This window comes from Exiguobacterium sp. s122 (assembly GCF_018618475.1).
In the GTDB taxonomy this organism is placed as follows: domain Bacteria; phylum Bacillota; class Bacilli; order Exiguobacteriales; family Exiguobacteriaceae; genus Exiguobacterium; species Exiguobacterium himgiriensis.
On the sequence record NZ_JACSMD010000001.1, the window covers coordinates 946,074 to 971,744 of the forward strand.

The 25,671-nt window shown below is 51.6% G+C and carries 23 protein-coding genes; 19 read left to right on the top strand and 4 right to left on the bottom strand.

Features of this window, described 5'->3' with window-relative positions; all coding sequences use genetic code 11:
* Window positions 1–17 precede the first annotated feature (17 nt).
* From KNP92_RS04785 to KNP92_RS04850, 14 genes are all read left to right on the top strand, one after another.
* The gene (locus tag KNP92_RS04785; RefSeq protein WP_214837980.1) at window positions 18–2,099 is read left to right on the top strand and encodes an HD family phosphohydrolase; all 2,082 of its coding nucleotides are present in this window, start codon (window positions 18–20) and stop codon (window positions 2,097–2,099) included.
* Window positions 2,077–2,553 (top strand): rRNA maturation RNase YbeY, encoded by a 477-nt coding sequence (ybeY, locus tag KNP92_RS04790; protein WP_214837992.1) that lies wholly within the window; start codon window positions 2,077–2,079, stop codon window positions 2,551–2,553. The genes KNP92_RS04785 and ybeY overlap by 23 nt, the downstream gene beginning before the upstream one ends.
* The gene (locus KNP92_RS04795) at window positions 2,550–2,894 is read left to right on the top strand and encodes a diacylglycerol kinase family protein (protein ID WP_214837996.1); all 345 of its coding nucleotides are present in this window, start codon (window positions 2,550–2,552) and stop codon (window positions 2,892–2,894) included. The genes ybeY and KNP92_RS04795 overlap by 4 nt, the downstream gene beginning before the upstream one ends.
* Window positions 2,895–2,937: 43 nt before the next feature.
* Window positions 2,938–3,846: a GTPase Era gene (gene era / locus KNP92_RS04800; protein ID WP_214838000.1), complete on the top strand. Its 909-nt coding sequence runs from the start codon at window positions 2,938–2,940 to the stop codon at window positions 3,844–3,846.
* A gap of 3 nt (window positions 3,847–3,849) precedes the next feature.
* A complete protein-coding gene (gene recO, locus KNP92_RS04805; protein ID WP_214838003.1) occupies window positions 3,850–4,599 on the top strand; it encodes a DNA repair protein RecO in 750 nt (249 codons plus the stop codon).
* Between the two features lie 281 nt (window positions 4,600–4,880).
* On the top strand, window positions 4,881–5,783 hold the full coding sequence (gene glyQ / locus KNP92_RS04810) for a glycine--tRNA ligase subunit alpha (protein ID WP_034809440.1): 903 nt from the start codon (window positions 4,881–4,883) through the stop codon (window positions 5,781–5,783).
* Window positions 5,776–7,833, top strand: coding sequence for a glycine--tRNA ligase subunit beta (glyS, locus tag KNP92_RS04815; protein WP_214838015.1), 2,058 nt, complete (start codon window positions 5,776–5,778; stop codon window positions 7,831–7,833). The genes glyQ and glyS overlap by 8 nt, the downstream gene beginning before the upstream one ends.
* Before the next feature lie 21 nt (window positions 7,834–7,854).
* Entirely contained in the window at window positions 7,855–8,484 is a 630-nt protein-coding gene (gene ccpN, locus KNP92_RS04820) for a transcriptional regulator CcpN (RefSeq protein ID WP_214838017.1), read from the top strand.
* On the top strand, window positions 8,471–9,304 hold the full coding sequence (locus tag KNP92_RS04825) for a pyruvate, water dikinase regulatory protein (RefSeq protein ID WP_214838019.1): 834 nt from the start codon (window positions 8,471–8,473) through the stop codon (window positions 9,302–9,304). The genes ccpN and KNP92_RS04825 overlap by 14 nt, the downstream gene beginning before the upstream one ends.
* A gap of 122 nt (window positions 9,305–9,426) precedes the next feature.
* Window positions 9,427–11,244: a DNA primase gene (gene dnaG / locus KNP92_RS04830; RefSeq protein ID WP_260564074.1), complete on the top strand. Its 1,818-nt coding sequence runs from the start codon at window positions 9,427–9,429 to the stop codon at window positions 11,242–11,244.
* Between the two features lie 35 nt (window positions 11,245–11,279).
* On the top strand, window positions 11,280–12,374 hold the full coding sequence (gene rpoD, locus KNP92_RS04835; protein WP_034809447.1) for an RNA polymerase sigma factor RpoD: 1,095 nt from the start codon (window positions 11,280–11,282) through the stop codon (window positions 12,372–12,374).
* Between the two features lie 132 nt (window positions 12,375–12,506).
* On the top strand, window positions 12,507–12,845 hold the full coding sequence (gene cccA, locus KNP92_RS04840; RefSeq protein WP_214838024.1) for a cytochrome c550: 339 nt from the start codon (window positions 12,507–12,509) through the stop codon (window positions 12,843–12,845).
* Between the two features lie 101 nt (window positions 12,846–12,946).
* Entirely contained in the window at window positions 12,947–13,663 is a 717-nt protein-coding gene (locus KNP92_RS04845; RefSeq protein WP_214838026.1) for a tRNA (adenine(22)-N(1))-methyltransferase, read from the top strand.
* Entirely contained in the window at window positions 13,663–14,775 is a 1,113-nt protein-coding gene (locus tag KNP92_RS04850; protein WP_214838035.1) for a Nif3-like dinuclear metal center hexameric protein, read from the top strand. The genes KNP92_RS04845 and KNP92_RS04850 overlap by 1 nt, the downstream gene beginning before the upstream one ends.
* Window positions 14,776–14,815: 40 nt before the next feature.
* Here the strand turns inward: KNP92_RS04850 and KNP92_RS04855 are convergent, their stop codons facing one another.
* Window positions 14,816–15,769 carry a 4-hydroxy-3-methylbut-2-enyl diphosphate reductase gene (locus tag KNP92_RS04855; protein ID WP_214838038.1) on the bottom strand — a complete coding sequence of 318 codons (954 nt, stop codon included), beginning with the start codon at window positions 15,767–15,769 and terminating at the stop codon, window positions 14,816–14,818.
* Window positions 15,770–15,889: 120 nt separating this feature from the next.
* Here KNP92_RS04855 and KNP92_RS04860 point away from each other — a divergent pair, with 120 nt between their 5' ends.
* The 5 genes from KNP92_RS04860 (at window position 15,890) to KNP92_RS04880 (ending at window position 21,547) form a co-directional block, all read left to right on the top strand.
* On the top strand, window positions 15,890–17,653 hold the full coding sequence (locus KNP92_RS04860) for a sensor histidine kinase (protein WP_214838041.1): 1,764 nt from the start codon (window positions 15,890–15,892) through the stop codon (window positions 17,651–17,653).
* Window positions 17,650–18,585, top strand: coding sequence for a sugar ABC transporter substrate-binding protein (locus KNP92_RS04865; RefSeq protein WP_214838044.1), 936 nt, complete (start codon window positions 17,650–17,652; stop codon window positions 18,583–18,585). The genes KNP92_RS04860 and KNP92_RS04865 overlap by 4 nt, the downstream gene beginning before the upstream one ends.
* 52 nt (window positions 18,586–18,637) lie before the next feature.
* On the top strand, window positions 18,638–19,993 hold the full coding sequence (locus tag KNP92_RS04870; protein WP_353047933.1) for a DEAD/DEAH box helicase: 1,356 nt from the start codon (window positions 18,638–18,640) through the stop codon (window positions 19,991–19,993).
* 75 nt (window positions 19,994–20,068) lie between these two features.
* Complete coding sequence (locus tag KNP92_RS04875; protein ID WP_251136392.1) at window positions 20,069–20,977, top strand: deoxyribonuclease IV; 909 nt, start codon at window positions 20,069–20,071, stop codon at window positions 20,975–20,977.
* 3 nt (window positions 20,978–20,980) lie between these two features.
* Window positions 20,981–21,547, top strand: a complete 567-nt coding sequence (locus KNP92_RS04880) for a hypothetical protein (protein WP_214838051.1) — start codon at window positions 20,981–20,983, stop codon at window positions 21,545–21,547.
* A gap of 38 nt (window positions 21,548–21,585) precedes the next feature.
* Here the strand turns inward: KNP92_RS04880 and KNP92_RS04885 are convergent, their stop codons facing one another.
* The 3 genes from KNP92_RS04885 to KNP92_RS04895 all read right to left on the bottom strand — a co-directional run bounded on the left by KNP92_RS04885 (window position 21,586) and on the right by KNP92_RS04895 (window position 25,542).
* Complete coding sequence (locus KNP92_RS04885; RefSeq protein ID WP_034809473.1) at window positions 21,586–21,756, bottom strand: DUF1427 family protein; 171 nt, start codon at window positions 21,754–21,756, stop codon at window positions 21,586–21,588.
* A gap of 91 nt (window positions 21,757–21,847) precedes the next feature.
* Window positions 21,848–24,013: an RNA degradosome polyphosphate kinase gene (locus tag KNP92_RS04890; protein WP_214838053.1), complete on the bottom strand. Its 2,166-nt coding sequence runs from the start codon at window positions 24,011–24,013 to the stop codon at window positions 21,848–21,850.
* Window positions 24,010–25,542 carry a Ppx/GppA family phosphatase gene (locus KNP92_RS04895; protein ID WP_214838056.1) on the bottom strand — a complete coding sequence of 511 codons (1,533 nt, stop codon included), beginning with the start codon at window positions 25,540–25,542 and terminating at the stop codon, window positions 24,010–24,012. The genes KNP92_RS04890 and KNP92_RS04895 overlap by 4 nt, the downstream gene beginning before the upstream one ends.
* Window positions 25,543–25,671 lie beyond the last annotated feature (129 nt).

Sequence of the window (25,671 nt, forward strand, 5' to 3'; positions counted from 1 at the left end):
GAAAGGGGGGGGCACTGATGCAACGAGCACGTCAATGGACGGTAGCGGCGATTTCGATCGCTTTCTTCCTCATCCTTGGGGCGATTCTTTACTTTACAGTGCGCCCGACCATCATAAGTGTCGAACCGCTCGGAATCGCCGAACAAGATATCCGTTCACCGATCACGATTGAAGATCGCGTCGCAACCGAACGGTTAAGACAAGAAGCGACGAACGCTGTCGGTAGCCAGTTCTCGCTCCGCCGTGAGTTCGCCGATCAACAAATCGCGAAAGTTGAGCAATTGTTCGCGGCATATGAGAATACGGACGACGACACGGAACTCGCTGACATTAAAAGCCGTCTCAATTCAACCGATGCGAACGGCTTCCTCGGAGATGATGAGTTGAACGCCTTGCTCCAAGCGAGCGAGAATACGCGTAGGACAGTCGAAGACGTCACTGTGACGGCACTTCAAGAAGTCATGGGCAACCGCATCGAAACGAGCTCCGACTCGATTGCTGACGCCCGTGACCGCGCCGGGACGCTCATCGATCAATCGCCGCTCTCGCTTGAGTTTCGGACGATCGCCAAAAGCTTGAGCGACCAGCTCATCGTGCCGAACTACGTCTTCGATTCTGAAGCGACGCGGCAAAAAGAACAAGAAGCGGTCGACGCCGTCGATCCGGTCATCATTCAAGAAGGCCAACTCCTCGTCAATCAAGGGGAAGTCGTGACGCGCGAGATTTATCGGAAACTCGAACTGAGTGGTGCCATCGATCCGAACCGATCGTTCGCACCGTTGTTCGGAGCTTACTTACTGAGTGGTCTATTGACGGCAGGATTTTTGTTTATGCTTATCCGCTCGAAAATTAATGAACTACTGCTCCGCCCGAAAATCTTGATCACGGTATACGGTCTGCTCTTATTCCAACTCGGGCTCTTTTTCGGGGTCGGCTATATCGGGGTTGAATTCACGACATACGCATACGTCCTCGCACCGACCGCATTTGTCGTCTTGCTCCTCCGGATTTTGGTCGATGAACGGGTTGCGCTCGCATCGGCATTGATTACGATGGTCGCCGGGGCCATCGTCGTCAGTTACGGACAGAATACGAGCTTCATGACAGTCGTCTACTTTGCGACGGGTAGTTTCCTCGCCGTATTCTTAGTCGAACCGAAGATTCAACGAAAACGATTATTCTTGTCTGGCATCTTACTGGGGATTATCAATATCATTATGGTGCTCGCACTCTTATTTTTACGCAATACGCAAGTGTCGTGGGAGATGGCCGCGTACTTGTCCGGCTTCGCCGTTGTCGGGGCGCTTTTATCGATCGTGCTCACGTTTGGCTTCTTGCCGTTTCTCGAGCCATGGTTCGGTGTCTTATCGTCGGGACGTCTCGTCGAACTCATGAGTCCGACCCATCCACTCCTTCGCAAGCTGTTGATGGAAGCGCCGGGCACGTATCATCACAGTATGATGGTCGCCAACTTGGCCGAGTCGGCATGTGAGGCCATTGGGGCTGACGGATTGCTCGCTCGCGTGGCGAGTTATTATCACGACCTCGGGAAGACCGAGCGCCCCCTTCACTTTATCGAGAATCAACAGAACGGGATCAATCCACATGACCGGCTCACGCCGGAAGAGTCGGCCGATATCATTATGGCCCATCCGTATGACGGCGCTGATTTGTTGCGACGCTATAAGTTGCCGCAGGAGATTATCGATATCGCCGAGCAACATCACGGGACGTCACTGTTAAAATTCTTTTTTGTCAAAGCAAAAGAGACGCGCGACGTATCTGAATCACGCTTCCGCTATCCGGGGCCAAAACCGCAGACGCGCGAGGCGGCCGTCGTGATGATTGTCGATTCGATCGAGGCTGCGGTCCGGTCACAAAAACAACCGACTCCTGATCGCATTCGTCAGCTCGTCAATGCCATCATTCGCGACAAGTTGCAAGACGGTCAGTTTGAGGATTGTGACTTGACGACGAGAGAAGTATGGCGTGTCGGCGAGAGTGCCTGTGAGACGTTGACTGGCCTGTTCCATGAACGCATCGAATATCCAGAATTAAAGAAAGAAGGCGACATGCATGCAAATCATCTCGAACGATGAACATGGATTATTGACGAGCGCGCAACGCGAACTCGTTGAAGCCATTTTAGTCCACGCCGCGAAAGAAGAAGAAATCGAGGAACCGAGTGAGCTCTCCGTCACATTTTTGACGAACGAGCTAATTCAAGAAATCAATCGCGATTGGCGTGGCAAAGACGCCCCGACAGATGTCATCAGTTTCGCATTCGACGAGATGGGGGAAGAAGAGATGGACTTTATGCTCGACGAAGACGAGCCGCGCCTTCTCGGCGACCTCATCATTTCGGTCGAACGTTGCCGCGAACAAGCGGCCGACTATGGTCACTCGTTTGAACGTGAACTTGGCTTCTTGGCGATTCACGGTTTCTTGCACCTTCTCGGGTACGATCATATGACGCCTGAAGAAGAGGAAGAGATGACGACGCGACAAGAAGAAGTGCTCGCCCACTTTGAACTGAAGCGAGGCAAGGTGTGAGACCGTTTTGGTTCGCCGTGCAAGGGATTGTGCACGCGGCGCGGACCGAGCGGAATATGCGGATTCACCTGATTGCGAGCGTCCTCGTCGGTGTCTTCGCCGTATGGCTTGGCACGACGGTGATGGAGAACTTGCTGTTATTTGGTTGGATCATTCTCGTTATTTCGCTAGAATTACTCAATACGGCCGTCGAACGAACCGTCGATTTAGTGACGCGCGACGTGAAACCACTCGCTAAGCAGGCGAAAGATGTAGCCGCCGGGGCCGTTCTGATCGCCTCGTTTGGTGCGGCCGTAACGGCTCTCGTTATTTTCATACCGTATCTTCTCGCGCTCGTGTGAACGGGCGCGTCCTTATTCAAGACAATTAGAAAGCAGGTGCACTATGTATCAAGAAGATTTTAAATCAGGATTCGTCTCGATTATCGGTCGCCCGAACGTCGGGAAATCGACATTTTTAAACCGTGTCATTGGCCAAAAGATAGCCATCATGTCGGACAAACCACAGACGACGCGCAACAAAGTCCAAGGGGTATATACGACCGATGATGCCCAAATCATCTTCATCGACACACCCGGGATTCATAAACCAAAACATCGCCTCGGCGATTTCATGATGAAAGTCGCGACGAACGCCTTGCGTGAAGTCGATGCGATTCTATTCATGGTCAACGTGACAGAACCGCGTGGCGCGGGCGACGACTTCATCATTGAAAAGTTGAAGGGACTTGACACGCCGATCATCCTCGTCATGAACAAAATTGATATGATTCATCCAGATGAGATTCCAGCCGTCATTGAACAATATAAAAACCAGCTCGATTTCGCGGCGTACGTCCCGATTTCGGCACTTCAAGGCAACAACGTCGAACCGCTAATCGGTGAAATTAAGAAGCTATTGCCGGAAGGCCCGATGTATTACCCGGCGGATCAAGTGACCGACCATCCGGAACGGTTCATCATCTCTGAATTGATTCGTGAAAAAGTGCTCCATAAAACACGCGATGAAGTTCCGCACTCGATCGCCGTCGCCATCGAGTCGATCAAAAAACGGGAGAACTCGGAAATGGTTGATGTCGAAGCCGTGATTATGGTCGAACGCGATTCGCAAAAAGGAATCGTCATCGGTAAAAAAGGCGCGATGCTTCGTGAAATCGGAACGGAAGCAAGACAAGATATTGAGATGCTTCTTGGGACGAAAGTGTATTTGAACCTTTGGGTGAAAGTGCAGAAGGACTGGCGTAACAAGATGGGGCAATTGCGCGACCTCGGTTTCCGCGACGACGAGTATTGATCGATGTTGCAAAAGGTCACGGGAATCGTCATCCGCACGGTCAATTACGGGGAATCGAACAAAGTCGTGACGCTGTTCACCGAAGAACTCGGTAAAGTCGCCGTCATGGCAAGAGGGGCCAAAAAGCCGGGGAGCAGGCTACACGCTTCGAGTCAACCGTTCGTCGAAGCCGTCTATATCTTTCCGGCGAGCCGCGGGCTTGGCCAATTGAAATCATCAGATGTGATTACGTCTTATCCGGAAATCCGGAAAGACGTCGAGCGGATGGCGTACGCGATGTATTGGCTCGAACTCGTCGATAAGACCGTCGAGGACCGGGTCCCGAACCGTCCGCTCTTTCGCATCTTGAACGAGGCGCTTCAAGCGCTCAACGCCGGGATGGACCCGGATGTGATCACGCACCACTTTGAGTTGCGCATTCTACACTTGCTCGGCGTCACCCCGGTGTTGACCGGATGCATCCGCTGTAACGACGTGACCGACCCGATGTATTTTTCCGTGACGGCCGGCGGGTTCTTATGTGCGCGTCATAACGAAGAAGGCTCGATTCGCTTGAGCGAGCGCTTGGCGAAATTGCTGTTTTGGATGAGCCGCCACGAGCTCTCCGAATTTAGCAACGTCCCGCTCACGAAAGAGACGCGGCTACTTCTCAGGCAACTATTCGACGCCTATATGGATTCATACAGCGGGCTTCGTCTCAAGACAAAGCGCGTGCTCGATCAAATGCAACGACTTCATTTGAACGATGATTGACTTTTTCGACAAGATTCGATACCATAACTTACGATTAGACAAATGAATGTAGCGTGCGCAATGAAGGAAATGAGTAACTTTTTAACGATGGCAACAGCGAGTTCGGGCAGGTGGGAGCCGAGCGTCATGTGAAAAGTGAATGGCGATTCTGGAGCGCCCACAATCCAAAGAGTGGCCTCGTCTCGAGGCAAGTAGGGTGGAACCGCGGGTAATCCCGTCCCTATGTGCATGGCACATAGGGGCGTTTTTTGTCGTTTCAATACTTTTGGAGGTGTCACAACATGAAACATAAGACTGTACAAGAAATCATTTTGACGTTGCAAAACTTCTGGGCGTCAAAAGGTTGCCTGACGATGCAGGCATACGATGTGGAAAAAGGAGCCGGGACGATGAACCCGATGACGTTTTTGCGTAGTCTCGGGCCAGAGCCGTGGAACGTCTGTTATACGGAACCATCACGCCGTCCGGCAGATGGCCGATACGGGGAGAACCCGAACCGCTTGTATCAACACCATCAGTTCCAAGTCATCATGAAACCGTCACCGGATAACATTCAAGAACTGTACTTGGAGAGCCTTGAACTCATCGGGATCAACCCGCTCGAGCACGATATCCGTTTCGTCGAAGATAACTGGGAAAATCCGACGTTCGGTGCAGCAGGACTCGGTTGGGAAGTATGGCTCAACGGGATGGAAATCACGCAGTTCACGTACTTCCAACAAGTCGGCGGAATCGAATGTGACCCAATCGCCGTCGAAATCACGTACGGTCTCGAGCGCCTCGCCTCGTACATTCAAGAAGTCGAGAGCGTATTTGACCTCGTCTGGACAGATGGATTTAAGTACGGAGATATCTTCTATCAACCGGAGTTCGAGCATTCGAAATATACGTTCGAGCTGTCAGATGTCGACATGTTGTTCACATTGTTCGACACGTATGAAAAAGAAGCGAAACGTGCCCTTGACGAGAACCTCGTCTTCCCGGCTTACGACTATATCCTCAAATGTTCGCACACGTTCAACTTACTCGATGCGAAAGGTGCCATCTCGGTGACCGAGCGTACCGGATTCATCCAACGTGTACGGAACATGTCGCGTGCGTGCGCGGCGAAATTTATCGAAGAACGGGAACGTCTCGGTTTCCCGCTTCTGAATCAAGAGAAAGCAGGTGCCCTTGATGCGTGACCTTTTACTAGAAATCGGACTTGAAGAATTACCAGCCCAATACGTCCTCCGTTCAGAACAACAGTTAGCGGAGCGCGTCACGACTTTCTTAACTGACGCCCGCGTCAACTTCGGGACGGTTGAAGTCTACTCGACGCCACGCCGTCTCGCCGTCCTCGTCAAAGACGTCGAAGAGACACAACAAGATTTGACGGAGACGTTACGTGGACCGGCGAAAAAGATTGCCCAAGATGCTGAAGGCAATTGGTCGAAAGCCGCAGCCGGATTCGCGCGCGGTCGCGGCCTTTCGGTCGAAGACCTCTATTTCGCAGAAGAGAAAGGCGTCGAGTATGTCTTTGCGGACCGTCACGAGGCGGGCCAAGCGACGATGTCGCTCTTGTCTGGTCTTGAACACGTCGTGCGTGGCATGACATTCCCGAAAAACATGAAATGGGGAACGAGCAACCTCCGTTACATGCGTCCGATTCGTTGGATGATCGCCTTATTCGGAACAGACCGCATCGATTTCGAGATTGAAGGTGTCAAAACTGGCAATGTGACGCGCGGTCACCGCTTCTTAAGCACGGGTGACGTCACGATCGCTTCGCCAGACGCGTACGTATCGACGCTCGAGCAAGCATTCGTCGTTGCCTCATATGAAACGCGTAAAGCCCGAATCACGGCCCAAATCGAAGCGCTCGCGTCTGAACAAGGTTGGACGGTTCCGCTTGACGCGTCATTGCTTGAGGAAGTGACAAACCTCGTCGAGTGGCCGACAGCGCTATTCGGTGAGTATGATGCGAGTTATCTCGAATTGCCAGAAGAAGTGTTGATCACGACGATGAAAGAACATCAACGTTACTTCCCAGTCTACGTCGGCGACACGCTCAAGCAGTATTTCGTCACCGTTCGGAACGGAAACGCCGAGCACCTCGAGAACGTCGCCCGCGGAAACGAAAAAGTCATCCGTGCTCGTCTCGCCGATGCCGTCTTCTTCTACGAGGAAGACAAAAAGACAAAGCTTGACGATCAATTGCCACGTCTCGACCGAATCGTGTTCCACGAAAAACTCGGCACGACCGGTGACAAGGTTCGTCGTGTAGAACGGCTAGCCGAAACGCTCGCGCCGCTCTTTAAAGCAGACGAAACGAAAGTCGCACGTGCGGCCCACATCCATAAGTTCGACCTCGTCAGTCAAATGGTGTATGAGTTCACGGAACTGCAAGGCATCATGGGCGAGAAGTACGCCCTCATGCAAGGCGAAGACCGCGAAGTCGCTGCGGCTATCCGTGAGCATTACATGCCGCGGTTTGCTGGCGATGCGTCACCGGCGACTGCGACCGGAGCGACGCTCGCGCTCGCTGACAAGCTCGATTCGATTGCCGCCTTCTTTGGAATCGGCATGATCCCGAGCGGTTCACAAGACCCGTTCGCCCTTCGCCGACAAGCGCAAGGTGTCGTTCAAATCCTTGGAGATTGGAACGTCGATTTAACGATTGACGAGATTTTGTCAAAAGTTGTCGATTCACAGCTAGAAGCAGGACTTTATGATGCCGATAAAGAACAAGTCAAAGCGCAATTGAAAGACTTCTTCATGCTACGCTTGAAGTATCGTCTGCAAGAGCGCCAAGTCCGTTACGATGTCATCGACGCCGTCCTCACGACAGCGCTTTCTGTCTCGCGTTTAGACGCCCGAGCTGACGCGGTACAACAGTTCGTGTCGCGCGACGAAGCGAAGCCGTTGATTGAACAATTGACACGGGTCGGCAATATCGCCAAAAAAGGCACAGACGGAACGGTCGATGTTTCCTTGTTTGAAAACGCAGAAGAACGTGCGCTCCATGATATCGCCGAAGAGACGATTCGCCATTCGAATGAGGCAGTGGATCACGGGGACTATGAGCGTGCGCTTGGGGCACTTCGTAATCTTGAACAGCCGATTAGCGCATACTTTGAAAATACGATGGTCATGAGTGACGTGGACGCTGTCCGCTTGAACCGTCTTCATGAGATGAAGCGCCTTGCGACGGCGATCGAACGTGTCGCCGACTTCAACGCACTCGTACTTTGACCAAATTAGAGGGGGTTGGCCATGCAACTGAATGAACGCCAACAGAAGATTGTTGAAATCGTGAAGGAGAACGGCCCGATCACGGGTGAGCAGATTGCGCAAGAATTGTCGCTCACTCGGGCGACGCTCCGTCCGGACCTCGCGATTTTGACGATGACGGGCATACTAGAGGCGAGACCGCGTGTCGGTTACACGTTCGTCGGCAAGCGCAACTCGTCGATGCTTCGAGAAAAGCTCGACTCGTTGACTGTCGGGGACTTCATGTCATCGGCAAAAGTCGTCAGTGACGAGATGACCGTCTATGATGCGGTCGTGACGCTCTTTCTAGAAGACGTCGGCTCGTTGTTCGTCGTCGGGAAAGATAGCGAACTCGTCGGGGTGTTGTCGCGAAAAGACTTGCTCCGGGCCGCGATCGGGAATCAAGATCTTGACCAACTACCGGTCAATGTCATCATGACACGGATGCCAAACATTACTGTCTGTGAAAAAAGCGAGACGTTGATTCGAGCCGGGATGAAGTTGATTGAAAAACAAATTGATGCGATGCCGGTCGTCGAAGAAAAAGACGGCAAGCTGATCGTGCTCGGTCGTATGACAAAGACGAACATGACAAAAGTGTTGATTGCGCTCGCTAACGATGAGTCGTTCTGAGGAGGAACCTGATTTGACAAAGAAACAACTCGTGTTTGTCGTAAGTGACTCGGTCGGCGAGACGTGTGAACTCGTCGTACGGGCCGCTAGCATTCAGTTCCATGAAAATGCAATTGAGACGCTACGCATCCCGTTTGTCGAGGATGAACAGACGATTCAAGACGTCGTGACGCAAGCCCGAGCGCAAGCGGCCATTATTGCGTTCACTCTCGTCAACGAGGAGCATCGGGCCTTGCTCGTCTCTCTCGGGGAGGCGCATGGTGTGAAGACGGTCGATTTGCTCGGCGACTTGCTCGATGTCTTATCGGGTGAACTTCAAGAGAGCCCGCGCGAAAAACCGGGACTCATCTATCGCCTCGACGATGACTATTTCCGTAAGATCGAAGCGATGGAGTTCGCCGTGAAATATGACGATGGTCGCGATCCGCGTGGCTTGAAAAAGGCCGATATCGTGCTCGTCGGCGTCTCGAGGACTTCAAAAACACCGCTTTCCCAGTACTTGGCGTTAAAACGGTTCAAAGTCGCGAACGTGCCGCTCGTTCCGGAATCTCGCCCGCCCGAAGAGTTGTTTGATTTACCGCCGGAGCGGTGTGTCGGATTGATTATCTCACCGGATAAGCTCATCTCGATTCGGATGGAGCGATTGAAATCGCTTGGTTTAAAACCGGAGGCAGACTACGCCCAACTCGAGCGGATCAATCGTGAACTCGAGTATGCGAGAGGAATCTACGAACGAATCGGTTGTGAGGTCATCGACGTGACGAATAAGGCGGTCGAAGAGACGGCTGGTATCATTTTGCGCCATCTTGGTCATTCATAACGTGTCGTGAGCACTCGTGTTAGTAATCAGTGTTCCGAACGGGTATAATAGAGTACTGACATTACATTGAAACGGAACGTGAAGCGCGTTCCGTTTCGTTGCGAGTTTGGATGTAGGGAGTGGTGGAGTTGCCACGGATACCGGATGAAGTCATTGAGGAAGTGAAACAGGCAACAGATATCGTCGATTTGATTAGCGAACGGGTCGAATTGAAGAAACAAGGACATCGCCTCGTCGGGCTTTGTCCGTTTCATTCCGAAAATAGTCCCTCTTTTTCGGTATCTCCGGAAAAAGGGATGTATCATTGTTTTGGTTGCGGTGCAGGCGGTAACGTCTTCACGTTCGTCATGGAGACGGAAGGTCTTTCGTTCCCGGAAACGGTGGAACGATTGGCTACGCGAGCCAACATTACTGTCGAAGGCGGGGTGCCTGGCGACGAGGAGCTCTCACGGGACCAACAGATTCGTAAACAGATGCGTGATGCCCACCGCGTCGTCGCAGAACTGTATCATGAAGTCCTCATGAAGACGGAAGCTGGGGACGTCGGCTTATCATATTTGATCAATCGCGGGCTCCAGGAAGAGACGATCGCCGCATACAAAATCGGCTATGCGCCGGATCAGCGGCGGTTTACCGTAGACTCACTCGAACGGCGAGGCTTTGACTTGGAAGTGATGGTTGAGGCCGGCTTGATTTCAAAGTCTAGAGCCGGTGAATATTTTGATCGGTTCGAAGGTCGGGTCGTCTTTCCGATTGCGGATCGAGACGGCACCATCGTCGGCTTCAGCGGGCGGGCAATTGACGAACGAAAGCCGAAGTACGTCAACACGTCCGACACCCCATTATTCAATAAAAGTGAATTGTTATTCGGCTTCCCACAAGCACGTGCGACGATGCGGAAACAGAAACGAGTCTTCTTAGTAGAAGGAAACGTCGATGTGCTTCAAGTCGCTCAAGCCGGGACGAAAGAAGTGGTGGCCTCGCTTGGCACCGCCTTCTCGGCCGGACATGCACGTGCGCTCGCGCGCATGGTGGACGAAGTCATTGTCTGTTACGACGGTGACAACGCCGGGCAAGAGGCGACACTCAAAGTCGTTCGCTTGCTCGAAGCGTATCCCCTCGATGTTCAAGTGCTCCCGTTACCTGAAAAAACGGATCCGGACGATTATATTCGGACGAATGGGATTGAACAATGGCAACGGTTCATCGAGTCAGAACGGTTGTCTGTCCTCGATTTCATGAACCGGACGCTCCGTCGCGGGAAAAACTTGAATCGAGAAGGAGAACGGATTCGCTTTATTGAATCTATGCTTGAGGAAATTAGTAAAAGCGATAACTCGATTCGACGCGACTTATACGTGAAGAAGCTGGCTGATGAATTCGAGATTCCGGTGAACACGTTATTGTCCCGGATGCCAGCGGCGGGAAAGAAAGAACACGTTCCCGAGCGCGCCCCAGCGCCTGAACCTGCACGGAGACGGGCATCGAAGGCGTCGGAACCGCGTTACTTGAAAGCGGAGAAGCTGTTGTTGCGCGCGTTGCTCAGCGGGCCGGATCGTGTCCGTTACGTACGAGACCGGCTTGGGTTAGCCTATCAAGACGAGGTTCACCGGATGCTAGCTACCGCCCTTTATGAGGTCGTGTCTGAAGAGATGACGCTCGAGGAGTTCGAACAAGTCGTGCCTGCGTTTATGGAGCGACGGTGCAACGAACGTCCGGACTATGCGACACGTTATGCGGAAGTGCGACTCATGGCTGCGCCTGATGAGCTCAGTGAAGAGGTTTTAGATGAATACATTAAGGTCATAAACAGTTATGAGGAACAGCGTCAAATCGAACGTGCGAAGAGGGAAATCGCGCAAGATGCCGAAAGTATTGTAGACCAGGCATCGAAATTGCAAGAACTCATTAATCGTAGTCGCCGTCTACGCGAACGATGAACGCGAAGGAAGTTTGGAAGGAGTTGAACTGCTAGATGGCAGAGAAGAAAAAAGAGGACTTATTTAACGCCATAGAGGAACTCGAGAAATTAGGGAAGAAAAAAGGCGTCGTCTCGATGCAGGAGATTCAAGATCGTCTCAGCCACTTTGAAGTGGACTCGGACTTCGTCGACAACTTCATCGAAGACTTAGAAGGCAAAGATATCCGTGTCACAGAAGATGCGGCCGATGCGGAAGAGACACCCGCGAAAAAAGAAGATGACGAAGTCGATTTGAACGACTTGTCGGTCCCGCCCGGCATTAAAATCAATGACCCGGTCCGCATGTACTTGAAAGAGATTGGCCGCGTGGACCTTCTCAGCGCGAAAGATGAGACGGAGCTTGCGAAGCGGATCGAGCAAGGGGATGAAGAAGCGAAGAAGCGGCTTGCTGAAGCCAACCTTCGTCTCGTCGTCTCCATCGCGAAACGGTACGTCGGTCGTGGAATGCTCTTCCTCGATTTGATTCAAGAAGGGAACATGGGTCTCATTAAAGCCGTCGAAAAATTCGACTACATGAAAGGGTTCAAGTTCTCGACGTACGCGACGTGGTGGATTCGTCAAGCCATCACACGTGCCATCGCGGACCAAGCCCGGACGATCCGGATTCCGGTCCATATGGTCGAAACAATCAACAAATTGATTCGTGTCCAGCGACAATTGTTGCAAGACCTCGGACGTGAGCCTTCTCCTGAAGAAATCGCCAAAGAGATGGAACTCACACCTGAGAAGGTGCGTGAAATCTTGAAAATCGCCCAAGAACCGGTGTCGCTCGAGACACCGATCGGCGAAGAGGATGACTCGCATCTCGGGGACTTCATTGAAGACCAAGATGCGATGGCCCCGCAAGATGCGGCCGCCTATGAACTCCTCAAAGAACAGCTCGAAGACGTGCTCGACACGCTCACAGACCGTGAAGAGAACGTCTTGCGCCTCCGTTTCGGACTCGATGACGGTCGGACGCGGACGCTCGAAGAAGTCGGAAAAGTGTTTGGCGTCACGCGTGAGCGGATTCGTCAAATCGAAGCGAAGGCGTTACGCAAATTGCGTCACCCGAGCCGCTCGAAGCGCTTAAAAGATTTCCTCGATTAATGAGACATTTGAATAAAGTGTGAAGTTTTAGAAGAAAGGGAGGAAAATGAGTGATTTTCCTTCCTTCTTTATTGTTTTTTGAGTAAAATAGTGATGGGTAGAAATTTGGAATGAACACGAGGGGGAAATACAATGCGTAATCCATTGTTACCATTTGCCGCGATTGCAATCGTTGCCATCATCGCCATGGTCTCATTATCGTATTTTGGCGTGAACCAAGCGCAACAAGCAGCAGAAGGTCCAGCGATGACTGAAATGAATCCAGAAGATTTGTATGCTGCAAAAGGTTGCACAGGTTGCCACGGTGGAAATCTTGAAGGTGGTGTCGGTCCGGCTCTTACAGGTGTAGGGGATCGCTTGACGCCAGATGAGATCACGAACATCATCATCAACGGTAAAGGTTCGATGCCAGGTGGCCTAGCGTCGGCAGAAGAGGCAGAAGTTCTCGCGACGTGGTTGCTCGAGCAATAAGACAGTAACGTACTCTCACGCATGAGGGTACGTTTTTTTGTTGTCCGCATCACAAAATTTCGTTAACCTAAGATAGAAGTAGTCAAAAAGGAGTTGTCTTCATGCAAGAACAAGTAACGTTAGACCGTCGACTCAAACAAGTCGTCGACTTCATCCCTCAAGGTAGCGTGCTCGCCGATATCGGCTCAGATCATGCCTACGTCCCGTGTTATCTCGTCCAAAATGGTATCGTCGACCGCGCGATTGCCGGTGAAGTGAACCGAGGACCGATGGAAGCGGCAGAGGCTCAAGTCGCCTTGATTGGGGCGACGGACAAAATTGACGTCCGGCTCGGAAATGGACTCGCTGTCCTTGAAGAGAATGAAGCGACATGCATCTCGATTTGTGGAATGGGTGGCAGTTTGATTCGTTCAATTTTAGAAGCCGGAAAGAATAAGCTCGGAGCGGTCGAGCGACTCGTCTTGCAACCGAACGTTGACGGGGAGCATGTTCGGGAATGGCTGCTCGCTTCAGGCTATGTGTTGATTGATGAGCAAATCGTCGAGGAGAACGATAAAGTATATGAAATTCTCGTCGGCGAGCGCGGCAGCGAAACCCGGTATAGCCAAAACGAAGACGTACGAAAATGGCAACTGCTCTTCGGACCTTATTTGCTCGAACGTCGCCCGGAGGCGTTTAAACTCAAATGGCGCCGGGAAGCCGACAAGTTGGACTATGTGCTCGGACAGATGCGCTCGGGTGAACAGACGGAAGCACTCCTTGAAAAACAACGGACGTTTACGACGCTCCGGGACAAGATGAGAGAGGTGAGTGAATAATGGCAAACGGCAACCACATCATTCAACTATTCGAGGCGTTCGCTCCAAAGCACCTTGCCGTCGAAGGGGATAAGATTGGCCTTCAAATCGGTTCGCTCGATAAGGACGTTCAAAAAGTCATGGTCACGCTCGATGTGCTCGAGCCGGTCGTCGATGAAGCGATTGCGAATGGCGTTGATTTGATTATTGCCCACCACCCGCCTATCTTTAGCCCGCTCGGCCAGGTAAACGACCGAAGCGCGGCCGGACGCATTGTCATGAAATGTGTGAAGCATGACATCGCCGTCTATGTGGCCCATACGAACCTCGATGTATGTGCTGGTGGGGTCAATGACTGGATGAGCGGGGCGCTCGGCCTTACGGATACGAGCGTACTCATCCCGACATATAAAGAACCGGTGTACAAGCTCGCCGTCTTCGTCCCGAAAACACATGAAACGATCGTGTCTGAGGCGTTGGCAAAAGCAGGGGCCGGTCATATCGGAGAGTATGGCGATTGCCAGTTCAAGGTGGAAGGTGTCGGGCAGTTCAAACCGCTCGACAAGGCGAATCCATATCTCGGTCAAGTCGGAAAGACCGAGACGGTCGAAGAAGTGAAGATTGAGACCGTCATGACGGAAAGTCAAAAGAAGCACGTATTGCGTGCGATGAAACAAGCGCATCCGTACGAAGAAGTAGCGCACGACGTGATTCGTGATGAAATCGACGGTCCCGTGCATGGACTTGGTCGAATCGGTCGCCTAAAGAGCCCGCTTACGCTCGAACAGTTCGCGCTCCACGTCAAAACGAGTTTCGGTGTCGAAGGCGTACGTGTCGTCGGTGACCCGGACCGGATGATTGAGAAGGTTGCCGTCCTTGGTGGGGACGGGAACAAATATGTATCGGCCGCACATTTCAATGGCGCGGACGCTTACGTGACGGGCGATCTTTATTTCCATGTCGCCCACGACGCGATGGCGCTCGGGCTCGCTGTCGTCGATCCGGGCCACCACGTCGAGAGTGTCATGAAGCAAGGTGTCGTCGATGTGTTGCGTCGAAAATTCGATCAAGCGAAGCTCGACGTCGAATTGCTCGTATCGACGACGAACACAAACCCGTTTCGTTTCCAGTAAATCATAATCCCCGACCTGTCCTCAGGCCGGGGATTTGTCGTCACTTGCGGAGCGCCTTCACTTTAGGGAGGATGCTTCGAAGTTCTAGGAATGGCGTTTTATCGTGCGTGCTCAAGTCAGTCGGGTCGTATTGGCTCAAGAAGTCGATGACTTTTTTCGTAATCGGTGTCGGTGTCGAGGCGCCAGACGTGACCGCGACCGTCTCGACTCCTTCGAGCCAAGCGAGGTCGAGCTCGCTCAAGTCACCGATACGATACGCGTTCGTGCCGGCAATCTCTTTTGAGACTTGGGCGAGGCGGTTCGAGTTGTTCGATTTCGGATCGCCGACGACGATGAGTAAATCACAATCTCCGGCCTGCTCAGCGACAGCTTCTTGACGAACTTGCGTCGCGTTGCAAATCTCGTTATGCACTTCGACGTGCGGGTAACGTTCTTGAATCTGTTCAATCAACGCCGAGACGTCCCATTGGCTCATCGTCGTCTGGTTCGTGACGAGGATGTTTGTGTCGAACAAGTGCGCTGGCAATGCCTCGAGGTCTTCCTCGAACTGGACGAGGTGGACTTTCCCCGGAGCGACACCCATTGCCCCTTCTGGTTCGGGATGGCCATGTTTGCCGATATAGATGACTTCATAGCCGACAGCCGTCTTTTCCCGAATGAGATCATGTGTGACGAGTACGTCCGGACAAGACGCATCGACAATCGTTAGCCCTTTTTCGATGGCCCGCTTTCGAACGAGCGGAGAGATGCCGTGGGCAGTGAAGACGACCGTTCCTTTGTCAATCGTTTCGAGTGCCTGCATGCGGTCGTCGCCGTCGACGGTTTTGACGCCGAGGTCTTCGAACGCCTGGGTGACGTGCCGGTTGTGAACGATCATACCGAGTATATGGATTGGCCGTGGTAAATCTGGGTTGGCCACAGCCTCGTTGGCGAGCTTCATGGCGTCGACGACACCATAGCAGTAACCGCGCGGGCTGATTTTTTTAATTTTCATTATGCGATGAACGCTCCTTTCGCGATGCTTTCATACGTCTTAGTCTAACATTGTTTCGAAAATACGAAAAGAATTGCGTGTATTCATGCTATAATTTGAAGGTTAGAAAGGAGGGACACCGTGGAACGTTTGAAATCATTGCTAGAAGTCCGTAAATCGTACTTCTTTCAAATCACGTTTATCATCTTCATCATTTTAGGACTCGTCATCTCCTCTTTAGCGTTTTCGGCCGATCGCGTGACGGTGTCCCGTGCCGAAGAGTTGGCGAAAGACCAGTTCGATTATGCGATTGACGGCAGTATCGAGAATATGGAAACGCGGCTCGGGAAGCTGTATGAGGACCTCGTCTACCTTGGTGCGTACCTCGGGAATGAGCCATGGATTGAAGAACGGATTCGCACCGGCTATTTGAACCAGCGCACGGGATTCACGTCCATCTTCTATTATGATTTAAGAGAAGATGCGTTCACGTGGTATTCGCAGCGGCAAGTTCCGGCGATGACGTTGAAGGCCGATCCAAAATTCACGAACGTCATCACGTCTGGCGGCAACGAAATTTATATGAGTGACCCGATTTCCATCTCTGGAGATGTCGGGACGTATTTGTATGTCCCGGTGCTAGAAGACAACCGGCCGATTGGTCTGTTCGGGGGGAGTATCAGTGTCCTCAACTCGGATTTATATCGACGGGTATTGGAATCGGCGAATGACAATATGATTCTGTATTTATTGAACGAACGTGGAGAAGTGTTATCGACGTCGTTCAACCTTGTCACCGATGCCGAGCGGCGTCTGTCCCGGTCGGTCATTGAAGAGACGAGAAATAAGGACTTGCGTTCAATCATGAGCACGGACACAGACGTCTATATGTATGAACCGGACGCCCGAGTCAACGGCTGGAGCGTGCTCGCCAAACATAGCACCGATTCCGTGTATGAAGCGGTCTATGCGACGCGTTGGCAATATTTAATGATCACGCTCGTCACGTTCTTTCTCAGTATCCTCGTCGGACTGCTTCTATCCAAGACGTTGACGAGCCCGCTCACGGAGCTCGTACAAAACATTAAACGACAACAATCGCTCGAACCGATTCAGCTTGAACGGACCGGTTCAAAAGAAGTCCAGACGCTACTCGACACGTATAACGACTATTCGAGACGAATGGAAACGTCGCGGCGCGAGCAGTTGAGTCAGCAACAGCTGTTGCTCCAGCAAGAAAAACTGGCCTCGCTCGGTCAACTCGCTGCCGGGATTGCCCATGAGATTCGGAATCCGCTCACACCGGTCCAAATCACGCTTCAAATGGTGAAAGAGGGGCATAGCAGTCAAGAGATGCTCGATTTGGCCCTCTCTGAGCTCGACCGGGCCAATCACTTGATTTCGACGATGCTCACACTCGCGAAGCCGGACCAATCGAAACGCGACGAAGAGTGGCTCGACATGGCTGAATTTGCGAGCCGGCTCGAATTTCTGCTCGACGCTGAATGTTATAAGCGTGTGACGAAATGGGAACTGATTGTCCCGAACGAGATGCCGCCGTTTTATTGCTCGAACGATATGCTCGTGCAAATCATCTATAACTTGTTTAAAAACGCGGTCGAGGCCGTCGATTCAAAAGGAGCGGACGGAAGCGTCACCGTGACGATCCTCTTCACAGAGCGAGATTATCGATTCTTGATTGAGGATAACGGGGTCGGCATGACGAAAGCGCAAGTAAAGGCTGTCGGTTCGGCGTTCTATACGACGAAAGAAAACGGGAACGGACTTGGACTGTATATGATTCGAGAATATTTGAAGGCCGTGAACGGCCAAATGGAAATCGAAAGTGTTGAAGGAGAAGGAACGGCCATGATGATTAAAATCCCAAGGCGGTCAGACGTATGAAGGGGTTCCGTCACTATTGGCTATGGCTTCCCATCGTATGGGCGATGACGATTCTGCTCATCACTTCGATTCAACTACCGGAGCAAAAGACGAAAGATAATGAAGTCGGTTTCGTCTTCGTCAGTGACAAACATGAGCATGCGAATAAACTGCTCGCCGCTTTCGTTCGAACGGCCAATCAAAAAGGGTTCATTCCCATCCCGACGACGAGTGAAGACTCCCGCGTGCTAGAAAAAGAGAAACTCGATTCGTTGATTGACCGTGGCGTCGAAGCGATTTTTGTGACAACGCTCGATGAGACGTTCATCCGTCCTTCATTAGAGCGAGCGGAGCGGGAAGGCATCCCGATTATCGCGATTGACCGCATGATTGACCATGATAGCGTGCTCACATCGGTCGTCTCGGACAACATCGAAATCGGGCGGATGGCAGCGAACCATATTGCCGCCAAACACGCCAATCTCAATCGCCCGATTCGTGTCGTCGAAGTGAGAGGGACGGCAAAAGTCCGCTCCACGATCGACCGGAGCCTCGGGTTGACAGAGTATGATCAGGCACACGATGAGCTTGAAGTCGTCGCTTCCTTAACCGGGAACTTCGACACGTTCCAAGCCGAGATTGAAATGTCGCGCTGGTTAAAAGAAGAGATCCCGTTCGATGCAATCTTCTCGCATAACGATGACAATACGTTCGGCGTCGTCCGTGCCCTTGAGAGCAGGGGATTGCTCGATAAAACCATCATCTCGGTCGACGGGGTCACCGAGATGTATCCTTTAATTCATAAAGGAGAAGTCGACGCCACCATCGTGCAGTCGCCAAACGAGATGATTGAAGTCGGGTTCAAGGCGCTCGAACAGTATTTGAGCGGGAAAAAGATTTCCCGTCATTACTATTCATCGAGCTATTTATACGAAGGACTCATAAAAGATTAATTGACAAATGATTAGATTCCGCTATGCTAGGAAAAGTGGAAAGAAACAGGAGGTGTATCGATTGAACAGCTTCCAACAGTTCAAATTGTTACCGTTTATCGTCGATGCCTTGACAGAAAAGCGCATCACCAAGCCGACCGACATTCAGGCCCGGATCATTCCGGCTGCCATGAACGGTCGTGACATCATCGGAAAATCACAGACCGGTACAGGGAAGACGCTTGCGTTTCTCTTACCGATTTTAGAAGCCATCAACCCGGAAGACCAATCGGTTCAAGCGATTGTCGTCGCGCCGACGCGTGAACTCGCATGGCAAATTCACGAGGAGTTAAAATCGCTCCTCATCAAACAACCGGAATTCATCAAAACGAGTTTGATTGTCGGGGGAACGGACCGCGAGCGTCAAATCGATCGCATGAAAAACCCGCCGCAACTCATCATCGGGACACCGGGACGGATTCTCGATTTGATGAAAGTCCAGGCACTCTTCCCGCACAAAGTTACACACTTTGTCGTCGATGAGGCCGATCAAATGCTCGACATGGGCTTCTTGCCTGAAGTCGACCGCATCGCGCAAGCGTTGCCGGAAAAACTTCAAACGATGGTCTTCTCGGCTACGATTCCAGAGAAGCTCGAGCCGTTCTTGAAGAAATATTTGCACGACCCGCGTTACGCGGAAGCGAGTGCAGAACACCGTGTCGTGCCGAAAATCAAGCACCACACGATTCCCGTCCGTCACCGTGACCGTAAAGCGTTGACGGTCGAAGTCGCCAAAGCCATCAATCCGTTCGTCTGTCTCGTGTTCACGAACACGAAGCAAGAAGCGGATGAGCTCGAGACGACGTTCCGCGAGGCGGGACTCAACGTCGGGACGCTTCATGGTGACATGCAGGCACGCCGTCGTAAGCAAGCGATTAAAGATATTAACGACGCGAAGTATCAATACGTCATCGCGACCGACTTGGCTGCGCGTGGTATTGATATTAAAGGCGTTTCGCACGTCATCAACTTCGGCATCCCGAAAGATCTCGACTTCTACACGCACCGTGTCGGTCGGACAGGTCGTGCCGGAGCGACGGGTGAGGCGTACACGCTTTACGAAGACCACGAGAACGGTCCAATCAACCGTCTTGAAGAGCGCGGATTCTCGTTCACGCACGTCGATGTGCGCCACGATGGATCGCTTCAGCCAATCAAGACACGTAAACGTCGTACGACAGACCGGAAGATGAAAGTCTCGCAAACGGCCCACAGCCGCATGGCCGGGGAAATCAAGAAAGCGAAGAAGAAAGTCAAACCGGGCTACAAGAAGAAGTTCAAGTATAAGTTGAAAGAAACGGCTTCACGTGAGCATATGCAAAGTCAACGCAAAGAGCGTCGTGAAATCCGTAAGAAAAATAAACGTTGACCGTTTAGCAGAATCGACTTCTTGGAGTCGGTTCTGCTTTTTGTGTACACTGAGAAGAGAAGATAGGAAGGGAAGATGATGACATTGAAAATTGGTTCACACGTTTCAGTTTCTGGAAAGAAGATGCTCCTCGCAGGAAGTGAGGAGGCCGTATCTTATGGCGCGACGACGATGATGGTCTACACAGGTGCGCCTCAAAATACGCGCCGAAAGCCAATCGAAGACTTGAATATTGAGGCGGCCCTCGCGCATATGGCCGCGCATGACATCGAAGAGATTGTCGTCCATGCCCCGTACATCATCAACTTAGGGAATACGACAAAACCGGAAACGTTCGAACTCGCTGTCTCGTTTCTTGCCGAAGAGATTAAACGGGCAGAGGCGCTCCAAATCGCGCGTCATGTCGTGTTACATCCCGGGGCGCATGTTGGTGCTGGGGAAGAAATCGGACTCGCCCGCATCATCGAAGGCTTAAATGAAGTGCTCACGGGGAACGAAACGGTGAAAATCGCCCTTGAGACGATGGCCGGAAAAGGAAGTGAGCTCGGAAAAACGTTCGAAGAGCTCGCCACGATCATCAATGGGGTGACGCATAACGATCGTCTCTCGGTCTGTCTCGACACGTGCCACGTCCATGACGCCGGGTATGACTTGGTGAACGACCTCGATGGCGTCATCGATCAGTTTGACCGGATCGTCGGTCTCGACCGCCTCGGTGTCATTCATGTGAATGATTCGAAGAACGTACGCGGGGCGAAGAAAGACCGGCACGAAAACATCGGCTATGGGGAGATCGGATTTGATGCATTGAACCGCATCATCCACCATGAGGCGTTCGCCCATCTTCCGAAAATCTTGGAGACGCCTTATATCCCAATCAGCGACAAGACGAAAGTTGCGCCGTACAAGCAAGAAATCGCCATGCTCCGAGCGGCTGAATTCGATGCGGAGTGGCGGGAGCGTTTCACGCTCGCGTATCAATAACGAATGAATCGGCTTCGAATCGATCCGGCTACTTATGATGCCTGGTCCGCGCTGCCGGTCTATTTTCAAGAACAGAGCCCGTTCTATGTCGAAGGTGACGTCTCGACGCCGACCGCGTTCATCGAACTAATCGGTCATGGGATTGTCGCTGAGGCGGACGTATTGCTCGTCGAGACGACGTCACGGCCGGATGACCGCTACTGGTTAGAACCGTCCGCTCCGAATGGGGTGTATAGCCTCGTCGATTTGCTTGCCCTCGATTTCCATCATCCGTTGTTATACGTGGGCGCGTATGACGAGACAACAGATTATGTCACGTTGAAACGTCTATGGGATGAAGGATACCGTGTCCCATCTAAACGGTGGAGCCGGGAGACGTATGAAGCGCATCTCGCTCGTGAGCGACAAGTTGAACATCGTCTCTCCCCGACGACCGTATGCGCCATCTGCACGTCTGATTTATCGAATCGCTATGGACCATTGGCTGTTCGATTGATGGAATGCCATATGGAGGCCGAAGCGGAGATGTGGGTCTGTCCGACATGCCATAAAGCGTTACACTGCAAATAAAAAGGAACGATGTCCGTGCGGACATCGTTCCTTGTTTGTTAAAACGGCCAGTTGGCGACCGCGAACTGATAGACTTTCATGCCTAGAAAGACACCGAAGATCCCGATGACCCCTGGGAGAACCGGTGGGGCCGGGAGCGGTAACTTCAAGGCGGTAAAGATCATGCCACAAATGAGACCAGCGAGTAACGATAATAGGATTTCTTGCATCGTGATTCCTCCGTATAATGAAATGAAAACGTTTTACAAATTATGACCGAATTCATTATACAACGTTCTTTTCGCTTTGAGAAGTCTAACATCAGTCATCTGTCATTTTTTCATTTTCGGCTTTCAAACGTAACACTTCACGTTCCGCCCAATTCGATGGTTCTCGCTCGAACACACTCGGGATGTTGTTCCAACGCCCGCCTGTATATTGATGGATGATGATTTGGGACTGAATCCGTTCTTGGCCCGACTCTTGCTTGATGTACACATAGCTTCCATCGGCACGTTGGCTCCGTGCTTTGACGTTATCGACGAGCTGGAGCGCCAGCATGTCTTTAATGTATGATTTATGGCCCGCATCAAGAATCGGGAACAAAATTTCGATGCGTTTCTTCATATTACGTGTCATCCAATCGGCGGAGGAGCAGTACAAATCTTCTTTCCCATTCTGATAAAAATAAAAGATTCGAGAGTGTTCCAAATAACGATCGATGATGGAGATGACGCGAATGTTCTCGGAAACGCCTTTTATGCCTGGACGTAGACAGCAAATCCCCCGGACGATCAAATCAATCTTCACACCGGCTTGAGAGGCATCGTACAGCTTCATGATAATCGATTTGTCCGTGATCGAGTTCATTTTGGCGACGATGCGCCCGTTCCCGTACTTCTCATGTAACTTAATCTCGTCCTCAATTTTTTGTAAAAAGAAATCGAGCATATCGTCAGGCGACGTCTCAAACTTATGCCACGACGGACGTTCCCCATAACCAGACAACCAGTTGAAGAAGTTCGTCGCATCCTCTGCGAGCTCCTCGTTCGTCGTCAACAACCCGATGTCGGTGTAGAGTTTCGCCGTCGAGTCGTTGTAATTACCAGTGCCGAGGTGGACGAAACGTTGCAAGACACCACCCTCTAAAATCCGAACGACAAGGGTGATTTTTGAGTGCGTCTTCAACTCTTTATAGCCATAGATGACGTGGGCCCCGGCTTTCTCAAGCTGTTTCGCCCATTGAATATTCTTCTCTTCATCGAAACGGGCCTTGAGTTCGACGAGGACGGTCACTTGCTTTCCGCTCTCGGCCGCATCGGTCAACGCCTTGATAATCGGGGAGTCGCCGGAGACGCGATAAAGCGTCTGCTTGATGGCCAAGACGTTCGGGTCTTTCGCGGCTTGGGCAATGAAACGGACGACCGGGTCGAACGAGTGGAACGGATGGTGGAGCAAATAGTCTTGCTTCAACAAGCTTTTAAATAAGTCTTTCCCGGACTCGAGTCCTTCTGGGATGAATGGGATTAATGTCTCGTTGATCATACCGTCATATTCGGTGCCAATCTTACTGTAGACGCCAAATAAGAACGTCAGGTCAATCGGACCGTCCACGATGAAGATATCGCGGTCATGTAGGTCGAGGACATCTTGCAACATGAATAACAGTTCTTTACTAAGTGAGCGTTGCTGCACTTCAAGCCGAATCGCGACCCCGTACCGGCGTTTCTTTAGTTCTTTCTCGATTTGCTTGAGCACGTCCCGGCTGCCTTCCTCGTGGAACGGCATGTCGGCGTTTCGGGTAATCCGAAACGGCATCGTCGATTCGACCTCGTAACCCTTGAAGAGTGAATCGACGAATTGGATAATGATATCCTCGAGCAAGATGAGGTCGGTATGATCTTCTTCTTCCGTCGGCAATTCAAGATAGCGCGGCAAGACGGCTGGCACTTGAACGAGCGCGAGCCGCTTCTTGCCTTCCTCTTTTGACGCAATCTCGACGGCGATGTTCAATGATTTCGACAACAACATCGGAAACGGACGATACGCATCGACGGCGATCGGCGTAAGGACAGGGAAGACGTGTGTCCGAAAATACTGTTTGATGAAATCGAGTTGAGCTTTGTTCAAATGTTTCGGCCGCAAAAAGCGGACGTTCTCACTCGCAAGTTGCTTTGTCACTTTTTTATACGTCGCGTATTGCAACTCAACAAGTTCTTGCGCTTTAATCGAGATCGCCTTAATCTGCTGTTTCGGTGTCAGTCCGGCTTTGTCTTCCGGGCGGTTAAAGCCAGCGAGCACCTCGTCTTTCAATCCGCCGAACCGTACCATATAAAACTCATCGAGGTTCGACGAGAAGATGCCGAGAAACTTGAGCCGTTCCATGAGCGGGTTGCGGTCATCGATTGCCTCTTGAAGGACGCGTTCGTTAAAGCTGAGCCAACTGAGTTCGCGGTTGTTAAAATGATTAGTCGTATAGATGGTCATGATGTCCCTCTCTCTTCTACACGGAGTTCGATCGGCTGGTCGACGGCGCGTTCGAGGTGCTTCTTATGCCGGATTCCACGTTGTAGTTCAAAGCGTACGGTTGCAGTTGTTTTTAAGTGAAAGACGAGTCCGTCCTCCATCGTGACATCGATGCGTTCGATGATTTGTCGTTCCGTCAAATCGAGGGCATCGACGAGTTTGACAATCGAGCCGAGTAGTTCCAGACTCTTCAACATTTTCGAGTCAAACCATTCCGGAAAGCCTTCAATGTGTTGGTCGAGTAGACGACGTGATTTATAGGATGAAACGAGGGCGAGGGCAAGTCGGTCCTCATTGTTTAATCCTTTGAAGTCATTCGTCGTGATTAAATGGAACGTGTGGTCACTCTTATTGTTGTGGTCGATATACTCTCCGACATATGCGAGACGACAAGCCCCTTCTAGTAGTCCCGGTTCATACGGTTTTGGTTTGATCGCTTTCGTCTCAATCAATCCGGTATAGATTTGGCGTGCCATGTGGATGAGGTGGCGGTGCCGTTCTGGGTTGACGTTATATTGTTGTTCGAAGTGACGAAAGCTTTCCTCTTTCACATCGGCAAACCGGACCTCATCGTTCGCCTCCAAATAATATTCATAAAAGAGTCCTTCCCGGAGCCCGTTATTGCTCATCGTGAACTCGGGCACTTTCAAATGGCGGGCTAGCTCCCCAATCGCCGTCACGGCCGGGGCGATAATGTCGACCCGGTCTTTTGACAGCCCGTCGAGCCGGCTGAGTTGTTTACTCGATTGGCCGACGAGTTCATCGACGACTTCTTCCAGTCGATCGGCATCAATCGTATATTGATGGATGCCTTCAAGTGGAAAGTGTGACATCGATTGTTCGACGCGAACTAAGTTTCGTGCCGTCCCTCCGACACCGACGAGCGGCACGCCGTGCGGCTCGAGCCAATCGAGCTGTTTGAACGATTTTTTTAGAAATGAGACGAGTTGTTTTCGTTCCTCTTTCGTCATCACTTCTCCTTTCATGAAGTCGTTCGTGAGCGTGACAGCACCGAACGGAAAACTGTGATAGAAGACGAGCTCTCGGTCTTTGAAGTACGTCACTTCCATCGAACCCCCACCGATGTCGACCGAGTAGCCATCCTCGATATACGTTGAGTTGACGATGGCCGAATACCCGTAATACGCTTCCTCGTAATCACTCAATAATCGAATCTCCATTCCGGTCGCCTGGCGCACTTCCTCTAAAATCGCGTCCGAGTTGCTTGCGTTTCGAATCGCGGCGGTCGCGACCGGAAGTGTCTCTTTGACATCGTGATGGTCGTTCAAGCTAATAAAATGGTCTAGCGTCTCAATCAATGAGGCGATCCCTTCAGCGGAGAGCTCATTGTCTTTTGTAATATGGCTCGACAGACGGGCGACTTCTTTTACGTTCAAGCGCTCGAAATACTGACCGTGCCCATTTACTTCAAAGATGACGTTTCGAATCGAGTTCGATCCGATATCGATGACTGCTAATTTTTTTTCCACGACACATCCCCCTCTTCACGTTAGTTTTAGTTTACACCGAAACGGAAGTAAACTCATCTTGATTTCATTGGACAGACGAGTGCCGCTCTATAGACACAGCCTCAAACTTGAAGCAATTTAAAATGTTCT

Bases quoted from the DNA above. Each gene is read 5' to 3' on its own strand.
- rpoD (WP_034809447.1), top strand. From the start codon at position 11,280: ATGGCAGAGAAGAAAAAAGAGGACTTATTTAACGCCATAGAGGAACTC.
- KNP92_RS04890 (WP_214838053.1), bottom strand. From the start codon at position 24,013: ATGACCATCTATACGACTAATCATTTTAACAACCGCGAACTCAGTTGG.
- cccA (WP_214838024.1), top strand. From the start codon at position 12,507: ATGCGTAATCCATTGTTACCATTTGCCGCGATTGCAATCGTTGCCATC.
- KNP92_RS04885 (WP_034809473.1), bottom strand. From the start codon at position 21,756: ATGCAAGAAATCCTATTATCGTTACTCGCTGGTCTCATTTGTGGCATG.
- KNP92_RS04865 (WP_214838044.1), top strand. From the start codon at position 17,650: ATGAAGGGGTTCCGTCACTATTGGCTATGGCTTCCCATCGTATGGGCG.
- KNP92_RS04850 (WP_214838035.1), top strand. From the start codon at position 13,663: ATGGCAAACGGCAACCACATCATTCAACTATTCGAGGCGTTCGCTCCA.
- KNP92_RS04845 (WP_214838026.1), top strand. From the start codon at position 12,947: ATGCAAGAACAAGTAACGTTAGACCGTCGACTCAAACAAGTCGTCGAC.
- KNP92_RS04855 (WP_214838038.1), bottom strand. From the start codon at position 15,769: ATGAAAATTAAAAAAATCAGCCCGCGCGGTTACTGCTATGGTGTCGTC.
- KNP92_RS04875 (WP_251136392.1), top strand. From the start codon at position 20,069: ATGATGACATTGAAAATTGGTTCACACGTTTCAGTTTCTGGAAAGAAG.
- glyS (WP_214838015.1), top strand. From the start codon at position 5,776: ATGCGTGACCTTTTACTAGAAATCGGACTTGAAGAATTACCAGCCCAA.
- ybeY (WP_214837992.1), top strand. From the start codon at position 2,077: ATGCAAATCATCTCGAACGATGAACATGGATTATTGACGAGCGCGCAA.
- glyQ (WP_034809440.1), top strand. From the start codon at position 4,881: ATGAAACATAAGACTGTACAAGAAATCATTTTGACGTTGCAAAACTTC.
- KNP92_RS04825 (WP_214838019.1), top strand. From the start codon at position 8,471: ATGAGTCGTTCTGAGGAGGAACCTGATTTGACAAAGAAACAACTCGTG.
- era (WP_214838000.1), top strand. From the start codon at position 2,938: ATGTATCAAGAAGATTTTAAATCAGGATTCGTCTCGATTATCGGTCGC.
- ccpN (WP_214838017.1), top strand. From the start codon at position 7,855: ATGCAACTGAATGAACGCCAACAGAAGATTGTTGAAATCGTGAAGGAG.
- KNP92_RS04785 (WP_214837980.1), top strand. From the start codon at position 18: ATGCAACGAGCACGTCAATGGACGGTAGCGGCGATTTCGATCGCTTTC.
- KNP92_RS04880 (WP_214838051.1), top strand. From the start codon at position 20,981: ATGAATCGGCTTCGAATCGATCCGGCTACTTATGATGCCTGGTCCGCG.
- recO (WP_214838003.1), top strand. From the start codon at position 3,850: ATGTTGCAAAAGGTCACGGGAATCGTCATCCGCACGGTCAATTACGGG.